Source organism: Acidithiobacillus concretivorus, from assembly GCF_018853445.1.
GTDB lineage: Bacteria > Pseudomonadota > Gammaproteobacteria > Acidithiobacillales > Acidithiobacillaceae > Acidithiobacillus > Acidithiobacillus concretivorus.
Genome location: NZ_JABELD010000037.1, coordinates 1 through 16,394, shown reverse-complemented (window position 1 = coordinate 16,394; position 16,394 = coordinate 1). Strand labels below are relative to the sequence as shown.

At 54.1% G+C, this 16,394-nt stretch carries 13 protein-coding genes and 1 pseudogene; 1 reads left to right on the top strand and 13 read right to left on the bottom strand.

Annotation, left to right across the window (positions count from 1 at the left end):
* Positions 1 to 11: 11 nt before the first annotated feature.
* The 7 genes from ybiB to HJG40_RS05380 form a co-directional block, all read right to left on the bottom strand.
* The gene (gene ybiB / locus HJG40_RS05410) at positions 12 to 1,040 is read right to left on the bottom strand and encodes a DNA-binding protein YbiB (RefSeq protein WP_215863239.1); all 1,029 of its coding nucleotides are present in this window, start codon (positions 1,038 to 1,040) and stop codon (positions 12 to 14) included.
* On the bottom strand, positions 1,037 to 3,823 hold the full coding sequence (locus HJG40_RS05405) for a nitrate reductase (RefSeq protein ID WP_215863238.1): 2,787 nt from the start codon (positions 3,821 to 3,823) through the stop codon (positions 1,037 to 1,039). Before HJG40_RS05405 ends, ybiB begins: the two co-directional genes overlap by 4 nt.
* The gene (gene nirD / locus HJG40_RS05400) at positions 3,820 to 4,140 is read right to left on the bottom strand and encodes a nitrite reductase small subunit NirD (RefSeq protein WP_215851654.1); all 321 of its coding nucleotides are present in this window, start codon (positions 4,138 to 4,140) and stop codon (positions 3,820 to 3,822) included. Before nirD ends, HJG40_RS05405 begins: the two co-directional genes overlap by 4 nt.
* 10 nt (positions 4,141 to 4,150) lie before the next feature.
* The gene (gene nirB / locus HJG40_RS05395; RefSeq protein WP_215863237.1) at positions 4,151 to 6,595 is read right to left on the bottom strand and encodes a nitrite reductase large subunit NirB; all 2,445 of its coding nucleotides are present in this window, start codon (positions 6,593 to 6,595) and stop codon (positions 4,151 to 4,153) included.
* Between the two features lie 240 nt (positions 6,596 to 6,835).
* Positions 6,836 to 8,080: an alginate export family protein gene (locus HJG40_RS05390; RefSeq protein ID WP_215863236.1), complete on the bottom strand. Its 1,245-nt coding sequence runs from the start codon at positions 8,078 to 8,080 to the stop codon at positions 6,836 to 6,838.
* 120 nt (positions 8,081 to 8,200) lie between these two features.
* Positions 8,201 to 9,607 (bottom strand): MFS transporter, encoded by a 1,407-nt coding sequence (locus tag HJG40_RS05385; protein ID WP_215863235.1) that lies wholly within the window; start codon positions 9,605 to 9,607, stop codon positions 8,201 to 8,203.
* A 264-nt stretch (positions 9,608 to 9,871) separates the two neighbouring features.
* Entirely contained in the window at positions 9,872 to 11,032 is a 1,161-nt protein-coding gene (locus HJG40_RS05380) for a CmpA/NrtA family ABC transporter substrate-binding protein (RefSeq protein ID WP_215863234.1), read from the bottom strand.
* Positions 11,033 to 11,247: 215 nt separating this feature from the next.
* Between HJG40_RS05380 and HJG40_RS05375 the strand changes: the two genes are divergently transcribed.
* Entirely contained in the window at positions 11,248 to 11,943 is a 696-nt protein-coding gene (locus tag HJG40_RS05375; protein WP_215863233.1) for a Crp/Fnr family transcriptional regulator, read from the top strand.
* A gap of 33 nt (positions 11,944 to 11,976) precedes the next feature.
* On the opposite strand, the gene HJG40_RS05370 is transcribed toward HJG40_RS05375, so the two are convergent.
* The 6 genes and pseudogenes from HJG40_RS05370 to HJG40_RS05345 all read right to left on the bottom strand — a co-directional run.
* Complete coding sequence (locus HJG40_RS05370; RefSeq protein ID WP_215863232.1) at positions 11,977 to 12,360, bottom strand: DUF488 domain-containing protein; 384 nt, start codon at positions 12,358 to 12,360, stop codon at positions 11,977 to 11,979.
* The gene (locus tag HJG40_RS05365; protein WP_215863231.1) at positions 12,357 to 13,283 is read right to left on the bottom strand and encodes a DNA-3-methyladenine glycosylase family protein; all 927 of its coding nucleotides are present in this window, start codon (positions 13,281 to 13,283) and stop codon (positions 12,357 to 12,359) included. The genes HJG40_RS05370 and HJG40_RS05365 overlap by 4 nt, the downstream gene beginning before the upstream one ends.
* A gap of 66 nt (positions 13,284 to 13,349) precedes the next feature.
* Positions 13,350 to 14,333: an FAD-binding oxidoreductase gene (locus HJG40_RS05360; protein ID WP_215863230.1), complete on the bottom strand. Its 984-nt coding sequence runs from the start codon at positions 14,331 to 14,333 to the stop codon at positions 13,350 to 13,352.
* A 59-nt stretch (positions 14,334 to 14,392) separates the two neighbouring features.
* Complete coding sequence (locus tag HJG40_RS05355) at positions 14,393 to 14,854, bottom strand: globin domain-containing protein (RefSeq protein ID WP_010642122.1); 462 nt, start codon at positions 14,852 to 14,854, stop codon at positions 14,393 to 14,395.
* Between the two features lie 120 nt (positions 14,855 to 14,974).
* Positions 14,975 to 16,147 carry an HlyD family secretion protein gene (locus HJG40_RS05350; RefSeq protein WP_215863229.1) on the bottom strand — a complete coding sequence of 391 codons (1,173 nt, stop codon included), beginning with the start codon at positions 16,145 to 16,147 and terminating at the stop codon, positions 14,975 to 14,977.
* Positions 16,144 to 16,394: pseudogene (locus tag HJG40_RS05345) on the bottom strand (efflux transporter outer membrane subunit); the annotation flags it as partial. The pseudogene HJG40_RS05345 and the gene HJG40_RS05350, both read right to left, overlap by 4 nt.

The window sequence follows — 16,394 nt, the reverse complement described above, 5'->3', positions numbered from 1 at the left end:
AAGACTCCAGTTCAGGCGGCGTAACGGGAAAAGTGATGGGCAAGATGATGACGTGCGCTGTCCATGTCCGCGCAGCGCCCACTCAGGCAAAGCAGGCACAAGGCTTGATCGACCAGAGGCGAAGGCAGCGGCAATCGTCCATTCAGTACGGCTTCCATATAGCGACAGGTCGCTGAAATGCCTGGATTTTCAGGCAGTGCAGGCATTTGCTGCAAGGGCTGCGTGTCTTTTTCCATCCAGAGAACCGATTCACCCTGCTGACAAACGTGCAAATCCGGACGGCGTTTGGGATTGGCAAAACATTCTCCTTCGCTTCCTCGCAAAATGAGTGCCGTACTTTGTTCCCGCTGGAAATATTCCTGCAGGCGCAGCAAATAGGGCGGATGGGTGACGCCGGCACAATGTACGGCGGGGTTCTGGAAAGGATTAAAAAGCTTGACGATAGTATGTACGCTGGAGCGCACCCCGAGCTGTTGTCGCAAGGCCAGCATTTTGCCCAGACCGGGATGAAAGGCATCCACCGGCAGGTAACTGAGACCCTGAAGATGCAGAAGGGTGTTCGCCTGGTGACTGTTTTCCGCGCTGGCCAGCCCAAATTCACGGAGAATGTCGGCACTGTGTAGCCGCCCGGATGGATCATGATCGGCCCAGAGGAGATCATGGGCGTCGTGCTGCGCAGCGAATCCGTGCATCAGCACCGGCACGCCACAACGCGTAAGGGTCATAGCCAGCAGCGGCAAGAGATTGGCTCCACGCCGGGTACCGTTGTAACTGGGGAAAATGATCGGCCGGCAGCTGTGCTGGAAAGCGAGGGGTTCGATATTTTCTTCCAGAGCATGGGCAAAAGCGCGTAATTCCTCGACGCTTTCGCCCTTGATGCGGTAGGCCGTCCATAGGGCACCCATGGCCAGTTCCGGTAAATCGCCGTGCAGCCAGTCCGTAAACAGTTTTTTGGCTTCTGCATAGTCCAGGTCTTCTGCATGTTCACGTCCTCGGGCGACGCGGCCGATGAGGCTGGTCATATTCATCTTCGCAGTCATGATGCCTCCTGATGGATCAGGCGAATCATCGTCATGATTTCCGGTTTACAGGAACCACATTCACCTCCGGCACCGCAATCCTGGACGATTTGGCTCAAGGAGATGTTGCCCGCCGCAATACTTTGTCGCAGTTGTTCTTCATTGACGCCCGTGCAGGCACAAATGCCCCGTGAGCGCGTCCACGCAGCCATATCAGCAGGCACTTTGGGCGCAAAAAGGGCATGACGGTAAGCATCGACATCGGTGCCACTCAGCATCAGTTCACGGAGCCAGTCGCGGGTTCCGTCTTCACCAAACAGGCGCACAGCCAGCAGTTGCTTGCCCTGCATACACAGGCGTTTGCGTACATGGCGACGGGCATCATCATAATCCAGCACTTCCAGACCATCCATGCCGAGCGCCTGGTCCCAGGCATGAATATCCCGTATGGCCGGAGCTTTTTCTCCGGCTAGACGCAAAATGAAACCTTCGCGTTGGTCCTGACGTATACGGCTGAGGCTGGCATAGGGAAAAGTTCGGGCAATACGTTGTGCGGCCTGGAAGTGCGCTTCATCACTGTGCAGGCGCAGGATTGTGCCCTGCCAGGGGAAAATAGCCGGTTCTATGCGAACCGCAGTGTGTTTGAACTCGGGCTCTCCGGAAACGGGATCAATGGCGGGCAATGTGAGCTGGTTGCAGAGGGCAGCAGGCGCAAAGCGCCGACCAAAATGCATGGGAGCAAAAACCAGTCCTGGCTGCAGATTGTGTTGAATGCGCACCCGGAGCACATTATGACCACGCCGACTGATAACCCGGGCCAGATCCTCGTTTTGGAGTTTCAGCCGTTGCGCATCTTCCGGATATATTTCCAGAAAAGCTTCCTCGTCGCTGGCAAACAGTGCAGCGACTTTGCCGGTACGACTCATGGAATGCCATTGATCGCGCAAGCGGCCCGTGGTGAGCCGGAGAGGATAACGGGCATCAATTTCTTCGGCAACCCCCTGAAATTCTGGAGCATGGAATCGGGCGCGACCGCTGGGAGTAGAAAAAACACCATCACTGTAAAGACGTTTTTTCCCGCTCTTGGCTCCAGAAGGGAATGGCCATTGCTGCGGCCCCTGGCTATCCAGAAGCGCAAAGTCCAGACCGCTGATGTCCAGATCCCGTCCTTGGGTACAGCGCTGATATTCGCGGAAAATACTGGCAGAGTCCGGAAAATCGAACAGACGCTGTGCCCGGTCATGCCAACTGCTATCCCGATGATCGGGGAGGGGATGCTGGAGTTGATCCAACGCTTCTCCCAGGGCAAAAGCAAAATCCCGATAAATCATCCAGTCGGGACGCGCTTCTCCAGGAGCGGGTACGGCTTTTCGCAGATGACTGATGCGCCGTTCGGAATTGGTGACCAGTGCTTCCCGTTCTCCCCAGCTGGCTGCGGGCAGGAGCAGATCACAGTAGTCGGCGGTTTCGGTGCCGAGGTAGCTATCCTGCAAAACAACCAGCCGGGCCCGGTTAAGCGCTCTTTGAACCTGCTGTTGATCGGGCATGGATAATACCGGATTGGTACAGCTGATCCAGATACTTTCAATTTCGCCCCGATCCACCGCCTGAAACAGGGGAACAGCCGTATATCCGGGTTGGGGGTGAAGGTTGGAAACTCCCCAGAGGGCGGTCATTTCGGAACGGTGCTCGGGATTGGCCACTTCCCGATGACCGGGAAGCAGTGCGGGCATGCCCCCGGTTTCCCGGCCACCCATGGCGTTGGGCTGGCCGGTGAGGCTGAAGGGGCCAGCCCCGGGACGACCAATTTGCCCGGTCGCCAGATGCAAATTGATGAGGCTGCTATTTTTGTCGGTGCCGTGACTGGACTGGTTGAGCCCCTGACACCAAAGGGAAAGGACGCTGGGTGCTGCTCCAAAAGCCTGGGCAGCAGCGCGGAGCTCCGCTTCGGAAATCTGGCAGATTTCGGCGGCCCGCTGCGGGGTATAATTCTGAACCCGTGCCTTGAGCTCATCCCAGCCTTCGGTATGGGCTGCGATATATTCCCGGTCAATGTGATTATCCCAGATCAGGATATGGAGCATGCCATGGAACAGCGCGACATCCGTACCGGGTTTCAGGGGTAAAAAAATGTCAGCGATGGATGCCGTGGGGGTGCGACGTGGATCCGCGACGATAATTTTGAGTTCCGGGCGACGCAGTTTGGCGGCTTCAATCCGCCGAAACAGAATGGGGTGGGCATAGGCCACATTAGCACCGACAATAAACAGGCAATCTGTTTCTTCCAGATCTTCATAGGCACAAGGGACGGAATCCATCCCCAGGCTGAGTTTGTAACCGGTGACAGCGGAAGCCATACACAGCCGGGAATTGGTATCAATATGATTGGTGCCAATAAAGCCTTTGGCCAGTTTGTTGGCCACATAATAGTCTTCTGTGGGGAGTTGCCCGGAAACATAGAGGGCTACGGCCTGGGGTCCCTGCCGGTGGATGATTTCTGCCCAGCTGTCCGCCATTTGTGTGAGTGCCTCATTCCAGGTAAGCGCTGTCCAGTCGCTACTGGTGCGGTCACGCCGAAGCGGTTCGCTGGCCCGATCACTGCCATGACAACTGAGATGCAGAGTGCTGCCTTTACTGCAAAGCTGACCATAATTGGCTGGATGATCGGGATCGCCGCGTACCCCGGTAATCTGCTGGCCATTATGTTCGATGATGACGCCGCAGCCGGTTCCACAGTAAGGGCAAACAGATTTGCTTTCCAGGCGCTGCAAGGGGACGGATTGTTGGGTGCGAAGCAGGCTCATGGCGTGATTTCCTGCAAGCCCAGCCATATCTGCTCGCCCTCCATACGGATGGGAAATCTTTTGACGCAGCCGGAGTCCGGTGCCACAGCTTCGCCTTTTTCCAGATCAATTTGCCAGTTGTGTAAGGGGCAAAAAACGAGTTTGCCGGAAACAAACCCCTCGGACAGAGGCCCGCCGCGATGAGGACATTGGTTGCTGACTGCGAATACTTCATCATTTTCATTGCGCAGAACCGCTATTTCTCCCAACGGAGTTTCTACATAACGACCACCCCGAGCAGGAATTTCTTCAAGAGTACCTAATGCCATCCATTCCATATTGTTCTCCTCAGGCCGGGATACGGCGCATGGGCGCTGCGTGAATATCCAGTCGGCCCGATACAGCTTCCTTCCAGGGATCTTTTTCCTGAGCCAGGGCAAAATCCATGCGTTCTGCCAGGGTTTTTCGGGTGTGGGCTTCGTCGACTATCGTGGCCCTGATCTTTTCCAGTCCGATCCGTTCTACCCAGGGCGCGGTGCGCTCCAGATATTGGGCATCTTCCCGATACATCTGCAAAAATGTCTTGGTCATTTCCAGAACTTCCGCGTGGGTTTTTACCTTGCAGAGTAGATCAGCAGCGCGCACTTTCATGCCGCCATTTCCTCCCACATAGATTTCCCAGCCCGAATCCACGCCGATGATTCCCACGTCCTTGATGGTGCTCTCGGCGCAGTTACGTGGACAGCCCGATGCGGCGAGTTTGACCTTGTGGGGTGCCCACATGCGTTCGAGATTTTTTTCCAGCTCAATGGCAAGACGGGTACTGTCCTGCACACCAAAACGGCAAAATTCGCTACCCACACAGGATTTGACCGTACGTAAAGCTTTTCCGTAAGCATGACCCGAGGGCATATCCAGCTCCGCCCAGATTTTGGGCAGATCCTCTTTTTTTACCCCAAGCAGATCCAGACGCTGGCCGCCGGTAAATTTCACCATGGGGACATGATGGCGCTCGGCTACTTCCGCAATACGTTTCAATTCTGCAGGACTGGTGACGCCTCCATAAATGCGGGGAATGACCGAATAGGTGCCGTCTTTCTGAATGTTGGCATGGGCCCGTTCATTGATGAAGCGGGATTGCGGATCGTCCAGACCTTCCATGGGCCAGGCGGTCCGCACATAGTAATTGACGGCTGGACGGCAGGTTGGGCAACCGGCGGGATGGCGCCATTCCAGATAGGTAAAGACCTGGTGAACCGAGAGGAGCTTTTCCTTGACGATAGCGTCGCGCAGTTCCTGATGACTGAGCTCAGTACAGCCACACAGGGCTTTTTTCTTCGGGGTGCTTTCATAAAACCCGCCGAGGGTGCTGGACAATAACTGCTCCACCAATCCGGTACAGGAACCGCAGGAAGCGCTGGCCTTGGTGCATTTGCGTACATCGTCCAGAGTAAACAATCCCTGTTCGCGGATGGCCTTGACAATGCTGCCTTTGGCCACGCCATTGCAGCCACAAATTTCGGCGTTGTCTGGCAGGCGCGCCGCCTGATTTTCTCCGGAATGACCGGCATCTCCCAGATGGGTTTCACCAAAGACGATATTATCCCGAAAGGCCGATACGTCAGTGCCGTCACGCATGAGTTGAAACAGCCACGGACCGATGCTGGTATCGCCGTAAAGTAGGCCACCCACCACCTTGTTTTTCTGAAGAATGACCTTCTTGTAGACGCCCTGGCTGCCGTCCAGCAGGGTAACTTCTTCGCAATCTTCTCCGCCCATGAAATTCCCTGCGGAAAACAGTTCGATGCCGGTAACCTTGAGCTTGGTGCTGGTGACGGAACCCTGATAGCGCATCCGTCCATATTCCGCCAGGTGATTGGCCGCTACTTTGGCCTGTTCAAACAGAGGGGCTACCAGACCATAGGTCTGACCGCGATGCTGGACACACTCTCCGACGGCATAAATGCGTGGATCGTAGGTTTGCAGGGTGTCATTGACCAGAATGCCGGTTTCACATTGCAAGCCTGCAGCCTGAGCCAGTTCGATGCGCGGTTTGATACCAATGGTCATAACCAGCACATCGGCCGGAATCTCCGTGCCATCGCTGAAACGTAGTCCGGTGACATGCGCCGATCCCAGAATTTCTGCGGTTTCCTTACCCAGCAAAAACCGGACACCCCGGGCTTCCATGGCTTTTTGCAAAAGAACACCACCCCGTTGATCCAGTTGCTTGTCCAAAGGCCAGGCCCGACGATGAATGACTGTGACCTCCATTCCCCTGGACCGCAGACCATGGGCCACTTCCAGCCCCAACAAGCCGCCACCGATGACCACAGCCTGGCCGCCGAGCGCACTGCTTTTGGTCAGTGCTTCCACATCCGCCATATCCCGATAACTCAGAACGCCCGGCAAATGATTGCCTGGTACGGGCGCCATAGCAGCGGCTGCGCCGGTTGCCAGCAGCAAGCGATCATAGGGGGTCGCTTTGCCGTCGGCGCTAATAACCTGGCGTTTGACCCGATCAATGCGTGTCACTGGGTTACCGGTAAATAACTGGATTCCATGCTCGGCATACCAGTCCAGAGGATTAAGAATGGTTTCTTCCAGAGCCATTTCTCCGGCCAGCACCGGAGTCAGAAGTATCCGGTTGTAGTTGGGATGGGGTTCAGCACCGAACACGCTGATCTCGTAAAGATCTGGTGCCATTTTCAAAAGTTCTTCGACCGCACGGATGCCTGCCATGCCATTGCCGACAACTACCAGACGGGGTTTTGGTGTAACTGTAGTGTGCATTGCTGGGCTCCCAAAATAGAAAAAAGGCGTCAGTCAGCAGAATTGCTGACGACGCCTTTGCCGTTTTGCATACAGGCGATCCTCGCGAACCGCTTCAAAACATACTAAGCAATAGATGTGCCTGAGGCTGATTGCAATAAAAACATAAAGTTAAATTTTATGCCCCGATCGAATTGTCAGAAATCAGTGCAAGGCCTGGTGCAACCGCACCAAATTGGTGCAACTAAATCCATTGCCTGATTAGAATTTTGCATCGACAAACACCCAGGCTCCTTCGGTGTCGACCCCATAGCTGCTCCGCCGGTAATCCGCATATTGCACCCCGGCACTCCAATGTCTCGAGAAACCATGGGTTATGGATAAATCCAGCTCATTACCATAATGGGCAGCACCATGATCAGCGTGAAAATCGTAATAGGTAGCCATTAGTTGGGTTTTCATGATTTTTCCCGTGGCCGTAAAGTAAAGGCTACGCAGCCCCTTTGGGGGGGTGGTAAGAAACACCTCTGCCCAACCATTGAAGGCATGCTTAGTGGCCAATGGAGTCTGAAAGCCGTAGATTCCCTGAGGGTTGGCCCCCATCACCATGTAATTGGCATGGAGCGCAACGGATGGCAGCGCCAGTCCAGCACTCAGGTGATAGTAGGCGGCATTGATAGCCGCACTGCCGCCGTCATAAGGTAGCTGGCGGGCATAACTCAGATCGTAGGGTAGTTTTATTGCATGGGTGAGGGGGATAACTCCCCCGACACGCAGCCCCAGCGTTTGGCTGTTGCAGACTTGGGCGTTTCCCGACAAAAAACAGGCGGCGGCACCGGGTATGGCACTATGTGCCTGGTTGCCATACCAATAGCCAAACGCCTGAGCATGCATTAACGAAGACGGTGACCAGCTGATTTCGCTGAGTATGGTTTGTGAGGGTACATTTTCATTCAGTATGTTTTTGATGCGCCATATATAGGCCCCATAAATGGTTAAACCCTTCAGCGGTTTTCCGGAGATGGATACGGAATCAAAAGTCTGCGGGGTCTGTCGGAAACCGACAGCGCCAACAAAACGTTCATCATCCAGATTGATTTCCTGCCGGCCTGCACGCAGTTTCCATCTGGGAATGCCGGCATATTGCAGATAGGCTTGATTGACGTTGCTTTCATCCGGATCGGGAATAACAGAATAAGCTGTTTTGTCATTACGTAAGCTGTTGTAATGGTTGATGATGCCCGCTACGTTGATGAATTGCAGATCAGCGCTGAAACCGGCAATGGGTTTGCTGCTGAGCCCCAGCAGCGTCTGTACGGTAAAGGCATTTGCATCTTTTTTCCCGTCTTGCGACATGAATTCATAACGAGGACGAAAATCCAGATGAACCTGTCCTTGGGTGATGGCATCGCTCAGGGTGTCTGCATTGGCCCAACTTCCCGCCAAAGTGACCAGTAGAGCGTTCGTAACGGCGAGATGCGTAGCAGTTTTTTTCAGAGAAGGCATGATCTGGTCTCCAGAATAAATTTAGCCATGAAATCATGGGCAAAGAGCGCAGAGTCCCCGATGCGTCAATAAACGCATCTGGAAGAACCGCAAGTTGTGATGGGGGACTTTAGTGAAAACTCAGTCAGTAACGGCACCAGCTTTGGATAAAGTGGAGGTTGTTTTCTCCATGGCTACAGCCATCGTTCCATGATGCGACCAGCTTAACCACTGCTGGCGCAGGACGAATACCATCCCCAGTGCAATGCTGGTCAGTACGGCGAAGAAGGCAAAGCCTAGGTGATAGGTGCCGGTTTCCTGCTTGGTGATGCCCAGAATAACGGGCAGATAAAAGCCTCCCACGCCACCCGCAGCACCAATAATACCGGTCATGATGCCGGTTTTTTCAGGCCAGCGCAGAGGAACCAGTTGAAACGTGGCACCGTTTCCCAGGCCGAAGCAGGCATACAAAATCAGTAAAAAGCCAATGGCCAGATCGAGAGGAGGTGTCCAGGTTGCAAACACAATATCCATCAGCGCGATACCGCCTAAAAACCAGCGTAATGCGGCGGCACCCGAGATCCGGTCAGCAATTATGCCGCCCAAGGGGCGCAACATGGCTCCGGTAAAAGCAAACAGTGCCATCAGCATGCCAGCATCCATTTTAGGCAAATGGTAAAGAGCGACCAAAAGCAGACTGACATAGGCAGACATACCGACAAATCCACCAAAGGTAATGGCGTATATCAGAATAATCACCCAGGTATCGCGTTCGCGGAGGGTAAGACGGTAGCGTTGCGGGAGAAAAATACCTGCCAGCAGTACGCCATATACGGGTAGCATCAGGAGGGCGGATTTGCCCTGCAGCCCCAACCAGCCCATGGGTGTTGCTACAGCCAGAACTGCCAAACCTGCCAGAGTTACCACAAAGCCCAGTAATGCGGGCCGTACCCGACCGCTTTTGGGGGCGCTATCCTTACCCCAGAAAAACAGGCTCACACCAGCCAGAGCCAGCAAGGGCAGTGCGGCAGCGGTCGCGTGCGCCCAGCCAAAATGCGCGGCCAGGGGCGGAAAGAGAAAACCATCCAGTACCGCCCCAATGTTTCCAGCCGCCGCTATACCCAATACGGTTCCCTGCACTTTGGCAGGATAATTACTCCCGGCCATGGGCAAGGCAACCGCAAAACTGGCTCCGCCGACACCCAGTAGTACACCGAGCACGATGAGCAGTGAGTAGCTGGGTACATCAGGATAGAGCAGCAGGAAAAGCGGCGGAATAGCGGATAGTGCGACACCACCCATCGCCAGCCAGCGGCCATTCATACTTTGATAAAGGTTACCCATGCCCACTCGTAAAATTGCCGCAGAGAGAATGGGTATCGCGACTAAAAAGCCTTGTTCCGCATCGGTCAGATGCAAGGAGTGAATCATGTAGGGGGCCAGCGGGCCATATAACAACCAGACGGTAAACCCCGTGTCGAAATAGAGAAAGCTGGCGACCAAAGCGCGCCAGTTTCCGCTACGGAGCATGGTTAAAAGTTCTTTCATGGAGCACCCCTCGAACGCAGATAAAACCCAAAGAAAAAGGCGCTCCCGGCCCGTATGAGCCAGGAACGCCTTCGTCCCAAAACGCTGTTCATCGGTGAACAGTGCTGATCAGGCTAGAGCATTATCCATGCCATGATTGCGAAGTTACTCTGAATTGTTGTTTTTAGGCAGTGGACGGGATTTTTGTGGGCATTCTGGGGGTGTTGAATGTACAAAGCTGGTGCATATTCCCCGAGACGGGGCCCAATGATGGTGCATCGCCGCTCAGCGGGTGACGGTGCTTCCATCAAAAATCAGGTTGGCGCCCATGGTAATTGGATGAGCATCATCGCTCTGAACCTGCCAGGATTGGGGCTTGTTACCCCAGTCAATAAAATCCATTTTCGGAGCAGAAAGATGCAACGTTTTTGCGGCTTGCCGATAAATGTCACAGCGATAAATCTGGGGAATCAATGTCTCAATATCCACATCTTGAGGCCATTGTCTGGCTGCCTGCATTTGGCGAGCCAGCCACAGCGCGTGGGAATGCCACGGAAAATTGGCTGAGTATCGCGCAAATACATGAAAATCTTCCTGTTGAGCCAGGCCTGGTACATTACCTGTTAAAGCCATAGCTACTACCTCTCGGGAAACGCCAATGGCGTTGGCAACCCAGGGCGCGGCTTCCAGGCGGTGTTGAGGATTATCCAGCCATTGACTGGCTGTCAGGATGGCCCGAATCATCGCCAGGTGTAGGTCAGGCTCGCGCTGTGACCAGTCATTCCGTACGGCTAATACCTTTTCCATCAGGTTGTTCCAGAGAGCGTAACTACTGACAATTGGAATACCGACGTTTTCTGCAGCCGCCAGACTACCCCAGGGCTCTCCTACGCAATAACCATCTATTTCTCCTGCACGCAACGCGGCAACCATATGGCGGGGTGGAACCACGGTGATTTGAATATCCTGATCCGGATCAATACGAGCTGCACGTAGCCAGTGTCGCAGTTGATAATGATGGTTGGATACTGGAGATACGACAGCAAAACGCAATTTTTTGGCAGGTTCTATCTCAATAATGCGGCGCAATGCCTGGGCGGTGGCGATGGCAGGCTCCGCTCCTGTAAATCCGGTATCGCGGAGCCGTTGGTGCAAAGCATGGCTGACCGTAATGGCATTTCCGTTCAGGGAAAGTGTCAGCGCAGTGCTCACCGGTATCTTCGGGGAAGCAATCCCCAGCGTTGCGGCCATGGGTAATGGCGCCAGGGCATGGGCAGCCACCAGATCCCCAAAGAGCAGGTGATCGCGCAAGCTGGCCCAGGAAGGCTCCTTTTGCAGGGTGACAGCGAGCCCCTCAGCCGCAAAAAAACCCAACTCACGCGCCACAATCAAGGGTGCGCTATCCGTTAGTGCAACAAAACCAATGTTGAGATTTTCACCACTCATTTTTCCTCCCACTACCCGACGCCATTACAAAAAAACCTCGCGCTCCGTCGTGGCTGCGCGAGGACTTCATTGTCCAGACTGCAATTTCATAAAGCAATTCATGGGCCAACTTTTGGCCCAGTGAGGGTGGATCATGCTTGCAAGCGTGTTTCTGTGCTTGCGGTACTGTCGGGCGATGACTATCCTGCCTCTTTCTCCAATGAGAGCCTATTTTGATGGAAGCCATCGCAGATAATGTCTCCTCACTCCTGCGCGAAACGTCGCTTTTTTCGGCTTGGCCCGAAGCATTGCTGGATTCCTTGCTGAAGCAAAGCAAAAAAGTCAATTTGGGATCCGGCGATATTCTGTTTGTCGAAAAGGCAACCGCAAATGCCTTTTATCTGGTCCTCTCCGGTCGTATTCATCTGATTGCTGCCGCCGCCACTGGTCAGGAAAAAATTGTTGAAATTATTCAGAAAAACGATTTGTTTGCCGAAGCCGTTGCTTTTCTGGGGGGACGTTATCCGGTAACGGCTGCTGCGGAAGGTTCCACGACGGTTCTGGAAATACCTCTGGCCTTGTTTCTGGAAATTCTGGAGCAAAGGCCCCAGTTGATGCGCCAGATGCTGGCGCGACTGAGTATGCGCTTGCATTTTCTGGTCAAGGAGCTACGCCAGCTCAGTGTCGAGTCGGCAGAGCAACGTCTGGTGAGTTATCTGCTGGATTTGTGTCCTGCTCTGGATGCTGCAGCCGTTGTGGAGCTTCCCGCCAAAAAATCAGCGGTAGCTGCGCGTCTGGGCTTGACCCCGGAAACCCTGTCCCGCTTGCTGGCGCGCTTGCGTAAAGCCGGATTGATTACCGTCAACCGGCGCGTTCTGGATATTCCCGACCCACGTGCCCTGCAGTGTTGGGCTGCCGGTCATTCGACATAACGTTTGAAGCGGTCGGTTGTGATGGTATCGGAATTAACAAGACCGTGTTAGCAAAAACTCCCTAAGTACCACGGCACCATTATGGATTTTATCGTGGGCAGCATAGAGCAGAATGACCGGCCGACCTTCCGCATTGCCCAGTAAACGACAGGCGTCTTCCTGGTGTTCGTCCAGTTCGTTCAGATAACGCGCACGAAACTCGGTCCAGCGATCTTCCACATGCCCAAACCACTGGCGTAATGCGGTACTGGGCGTGAGCTCCTTGGGCCAGTCGTCCAGGGGAAGATCCGCCTTGCGAACCCCGCGTGGCCAGAGACGTTCAGCGAGCACGTGGTAGCCTGCCGGTAGAGGGCGCTCATAGACGCGCCAGGTGATGATCTCGGGGGAGTTCGATCGCAACTGCGAATGGGATTTCATTGGATATGTCCCTCCTTCTCCAGGCGATTTAACAGCAGAAGAAAATACAGCATGCCTGCATAGGGCTGCCAAGGCTGCAATCTCCTGATCACCTGAATATAGTCCGGAGCAGATTGTTCTTCCAGCCACTGATACAAGGCCTTGCGAGCACCCACATCATCGCCGGGGAACACGTCCAGACGACCCAGCCCGCGCAGTAACACGTATTCTGTTGACCAGCGACCAATACCGCGTAATTGTTGCAGACATTGCGCAGCTTCAGAATTGCTTAGGTCTTGCCAGTTGTCACGCTCCAATTTACCCGCCGTAGCTACTTCTGCAAGTCCGTGTAAGAAAGTTGCCTTCTGGATGCTGAACCCCAAGCTGCGTAGACGGGTTGTTTCTTGCCGCAGTAATGCGGAGGGATTCGGGAAGGGAACAGCCGCGTCCGTTTCTTCTGGATTATCGCTGCAAAGCCGCGCCAGACGAGTGAGCAGGAGAATGCCGACGTGCAGACTCAATTGCTGGCAGGCGATGGCATTGCTCAGTGCTTCGAAAAGTGAGGAAAAACGCGGTGGCCTGAATCCTTGAAATCGATCCGCCAGGGCTGCCAGACGCAAGTCGCTGGCGGCCATCGCGTAGAAGGGGCGAAGATCCTGGTCCAGTCCCAGCATCCAGGAAAGTTGCGTGCTGACCCAAGCAACGGCTTGCTCATCAACGAAGTTTCCCTGGACTTCTCCTTCCAGCTGCGGCGTCGGGCCTGTCTGGCTTTGCCAAAGCCGGACCTCCAGCCGGTTTCCTTCATATTGCCAGACCCGTTGGTAGATTTTGCCATCCCAGCTATCTATCTGATTGTGGGCCTGACGACGCAGCGCCCAGATGGTCAGATCCAGGCGGAAGGGTGCAGGCGGGCTGAGCGTAAAACGGCTTACGGCCTGGTTCATGGCTCATTCCGAGCAACGCATACATTGCACCCCATACCGTTTGATCCAGGCCTCCAGCGACATAATCTAACCATTGGGCGCAAAAGCGTCAAAATGGATTTGGTTATGGGAGACGCCATGGGAAAGCAGTAAATCAATGGCGGCTTCTATCATGCCGGGGCCGCCACACAGATAAACTTCATGATCTTGCCAGTGGCCATTGGCTGCTACTGTCGGCAAAAGGCGGCGAGCACCTTTCCACTGAGCATCTTCTGCATCGGAAATGGTAGGGGTGACCCTGAGATGGGCATATTGTCTGGCCCATTGCTGCAAGGTTTCCAGATGATAAAAATCACGCTGTTTTTTGGCACCGTAAAAAAGATGGATTGGGCGGGTTTGCCCCGACTGCATACTTTCCTGAATGATGGCTTCAATAGGTGCCAATCCTGTTCCTGCGGCAATGCAAAGCATGGGCCGGTGATTCTCGTGGTGGAGTGCGAACTCACCTTGTGCCGGGCCGAGAGTGATGGAGTCGCCGCATTGAGCCTGGTAGAAAAGCCATCGACTGAATAGACCGCCTGGCAGTTCACGCACATGAAAAACCAACTCACCCTGGTCCTGCGGGGGGGTGGCCATGGAGTAAGAGCGCCATTGATCTTTATGTCCCGGCACGGCCATCCGTGCATATTGTCCGGTTCGGTATGGATAGGGTGTTTCTGGACGTAACCGTAACTCCAGGACATTCCAGGCCAGTTTGCTCAGTCCCACAATTTCGGTCTTCCAGATATTCCGGGAAATGACTTCAGCTTGGAGGCGCATATTGCTGCGGGGATAAAGCTTGCACAAAATGGCCATGCCCGCCGCGCGCTCTGTGGGTAATAAAAGCAGAGGCATGAAGGGTCCCTGCTCACTTTCTCCAGATAAAATAGTACCCTTGCAATCTCCGCAGGAACCGCTGGCACATCCATGTTTAATGGCTACATTATGCGCTTTTGCTGCTTCGACAATATTCTGGCTTGCATCCGCCTTGAAGCAGATACCGGAGGGCTCCAGACAAATTTCGTATTCCATGCAGTCACCTCATCAGCGTGGCGCAGCGGAAATACCTCCACGCCACCGGTATGCTCAAATCACACAGCAGGAGGAACGTCGTCGATGGTGACCGGGACAAAACGGGAAGGGGCCATCGCTTCATAGGCCGCTTCAATACAAACCGTGGAAGCGAGGTTGTAGGCCTCAATCCAGGATTCTGCCATTTCCTGGGTCCAGGCGGCTCCCAGAAAATGCTTCAGGGTATTGAGCAGGCTTTTACCGACGATGGGATAATGTTCCGGACGCGTATCATATTTGATGTGTGAAATGCCCAGTTCTTTCAGATACGGGACTAATACTTCCAGATTGTCGATAGTAGTCGCAATCAGAATGACCGAATTAAAAAGCCGGATACGTTGTTCGGTCATGTCTCCCGGAAACATTTTCCGGACCTCCGGAAAGTGCGTAAACATATAATTATAAAAGTGCTCGGCAACCTGAACACCGAGATCTTTTACCGCTGCACCGCTGGATTGGATCAGTTGAATATTAATGCTCATTACGGATGACTCCTCTATGTGTGCTCGGTAAATAGGCTGCGTAACACAGCCTGTGATATGGAGAATAAGGGTTCGCTGATGAGCAGTCCTTGATTTCGGTCAAGTTTTCAGATGCCGTGTTCACCGGTTTTGGCGAATGATGGCCTCAGCCCGCTGCCGCGCATGCTGTAATTCGGTACGGTATATGTTCGTTTCATAGCCTTGTTTGGGTGTGACGGTCAGCGCCTGGAGAACAGAATGCTGATGTCCAGGTTTCCAGCGCACTGCGGCAACCATGGAAAGCCCCGGACGCAAAGGATGTTTCGCCAGTTCTTTGGCAGGTATGGCAATACGTACCGGTACACGTTCCACAATATGAATATAATTGCCGGTCGCATTCTCGGGGGGCAACATGCTGAAAGCACTGCCAGCGCCGGGAAGTAAACCCAGAACGGTGCCGTGATAGTGCACCTGATGGCCATAGTAATAGCTGGTCAACTGAACGGCCTGCCCGGGGTGAATGTGGCGCATGGCGGTTTCCTTGATGTTGGCTACCACCCATAAATCGTTAAGCGGTACTACGGAAAACAACGGCTGACCGTTGTGCACCTTTAATCCGGGGTAAGCAGCGCGTTGCGCGATATAACCCGATATGGGGGCACGGATCAGACGCCTTTGCCAGTTAATGTCGGTTTTTTCAAAGGCGGCGGCAGCCTGCTCAACCAGGGGGTTGTTATACACCGTAGTGCCCGCAACGATGGCTTGTGCTCCGCGCAGAATTGCCTGGGCCTCTGCAACTTGTGCGGCTGCGGCAGTCAGTTCATTTTGCGTATTTTCAATGCGAATTCTGGAAACCGCCCCGCTGGGCAGGGATTGTTGGTAGCGGCTTAAATCCATTTTCAGTTTTTGCAGTTCAGCCATTTTGGCCTGAACGCTCTGTTGCAGTGTCTGGACCCTGGTGAAGTCCTGGCGTACCTGGCGCACTGTTGCCGCCAAATGGGCTTCGGCCTGTTCCATGGCCAGTTGAGAATGGGTGCCCTGTAATATTGCCAAGACCTCGCCAGCCTGAACAAATTCCGTATTCTCTGTCAGCACCTGTTTGATGGTACCTGCCGATAAACAATCCACTGGCGTGATATTGCCGGTGACGTAAGCATCATTGGTTTCAATCCAGTACTGTCCGCGCAAAAACCACCAGAGCGTGCCGATCACAGCGGCAATGACCACAATGCTGGCAACCAGCACCAACAGTCTGCGCCGCTGTTTTTCCCGCGAGACGTTGTCAGGCACTGAGGAGGGTGGTGTTGTACTCATGCCGGATTTTTCTCCGCAGCATATCCGCCACCCAGAGCAACATTAAGCAGCACCCAGGATTGTGCATTATGTATTTGCAAAGTGATCTGCTGGTTTTGCATGTTGATTTCCTGAATTTGGCTGCGGTAAACGGTCGTCAGGTTGGCGGTTCCTGAATGAAAGGCGGCCGTAGCTAGTGCGCTATCCTGCCCGGCCGCATTGGTCATAGGTATTTGTTCCTGTATTTGTTGGCGGTTTTTTTGCCAGG

Bases quoted from the DNA above. Each gene is read 5' to 3' on its own strand.
- nirD (WP_215851654.1), bottom strand. From the start codon at position 4,140: ATGGAATGGATGGCATTAGGTACTCTTGAAGAAATTCCTGCTCGGGGT.
- nirB (WP_215863237.1), bottom strand. From the start codon at position 6,595: ATGCACACTACAGTTACACCAAAACCCCGTCTGGTAGTTGTCGGCAAT.
- HJG40_RS05365 (WP_215863231.1), bottom strand. From the start codon at position 13,283: ATGAACCAGGCCGTAAGCCGTTTTACGCTCAGCCCGCCTGCACCCTTC.
- HJG40_RS05380 (WP_215863234.1), bottom strand. From the start codon at position 11,032: ATGAGTGGTGAAAATCTCAACATTGGTTTTGTTGCACTAACGGATAGC.
- HJG40_RS05405 (WP_215863238.1), bottom strand. From the start codon at position 3,823: ATGAGCCTGCTTCGCACCCAACAATCCGTCCCCTTGCAGCGCCTGGAA.
- HJG40_RS05355 (WP_010642122.1), bottom strand. From the start codon at position 14,854: ATGAGCATTAATATTCAACTGATCCAATCCAGCGGTGCAGCGGTAAAA.
- HJG40_RS05390 (WP_215863236.1), bottom strand. From the start codon at position 8,080: ATGCCTTCTCTGAAAAAAACTGCTACGCATCTCGCCGTTACGAACGCT.
- HJG40_RS05375 (WP_215863233.1), top strand. From the start codon at position 11,248: ATGGAAGCCATCGCAGATAATGTCTCCTCACTCCTGCGCGAAACGTCG.
- HJG40_RS05360 (WP_215863230.1), bottom strand. From the start codon at position 14,333: ATGGAATACGAAATTTGTCTGGAGCCCTCCGGTATCTGCTTCAAGGCG.
- HJG40_RS05385 (WP_215863235.1), bottom strand. From the start codon at position 9,607: ATGAAAGAACTTTTAACCATGCTCCGTAGCGGAAACTGGCGCGCTTTG.
- HJG40_RS05350 (WP_215863229.1), bottom strand. From the start codon at position 16,147: ATGAGTACAACACCACCCTCCTCAGTGCCTGACAACGTCTCGCGGGAA.
- ybiB (WP_215863239.1), bottom strand. From the start codon at position 1,040: ATGACTGCGAAGATGAATATGACCAGCCTCATCGGCCGCGTCGCCCGA.
- HJG40_RS05370 (WP_215863232.1), bottom strand. From the start codon at position 12,360: ATGAAATCCCATTCGCAGTTGCGATCGAACTCCCCCGAGATCATCACC.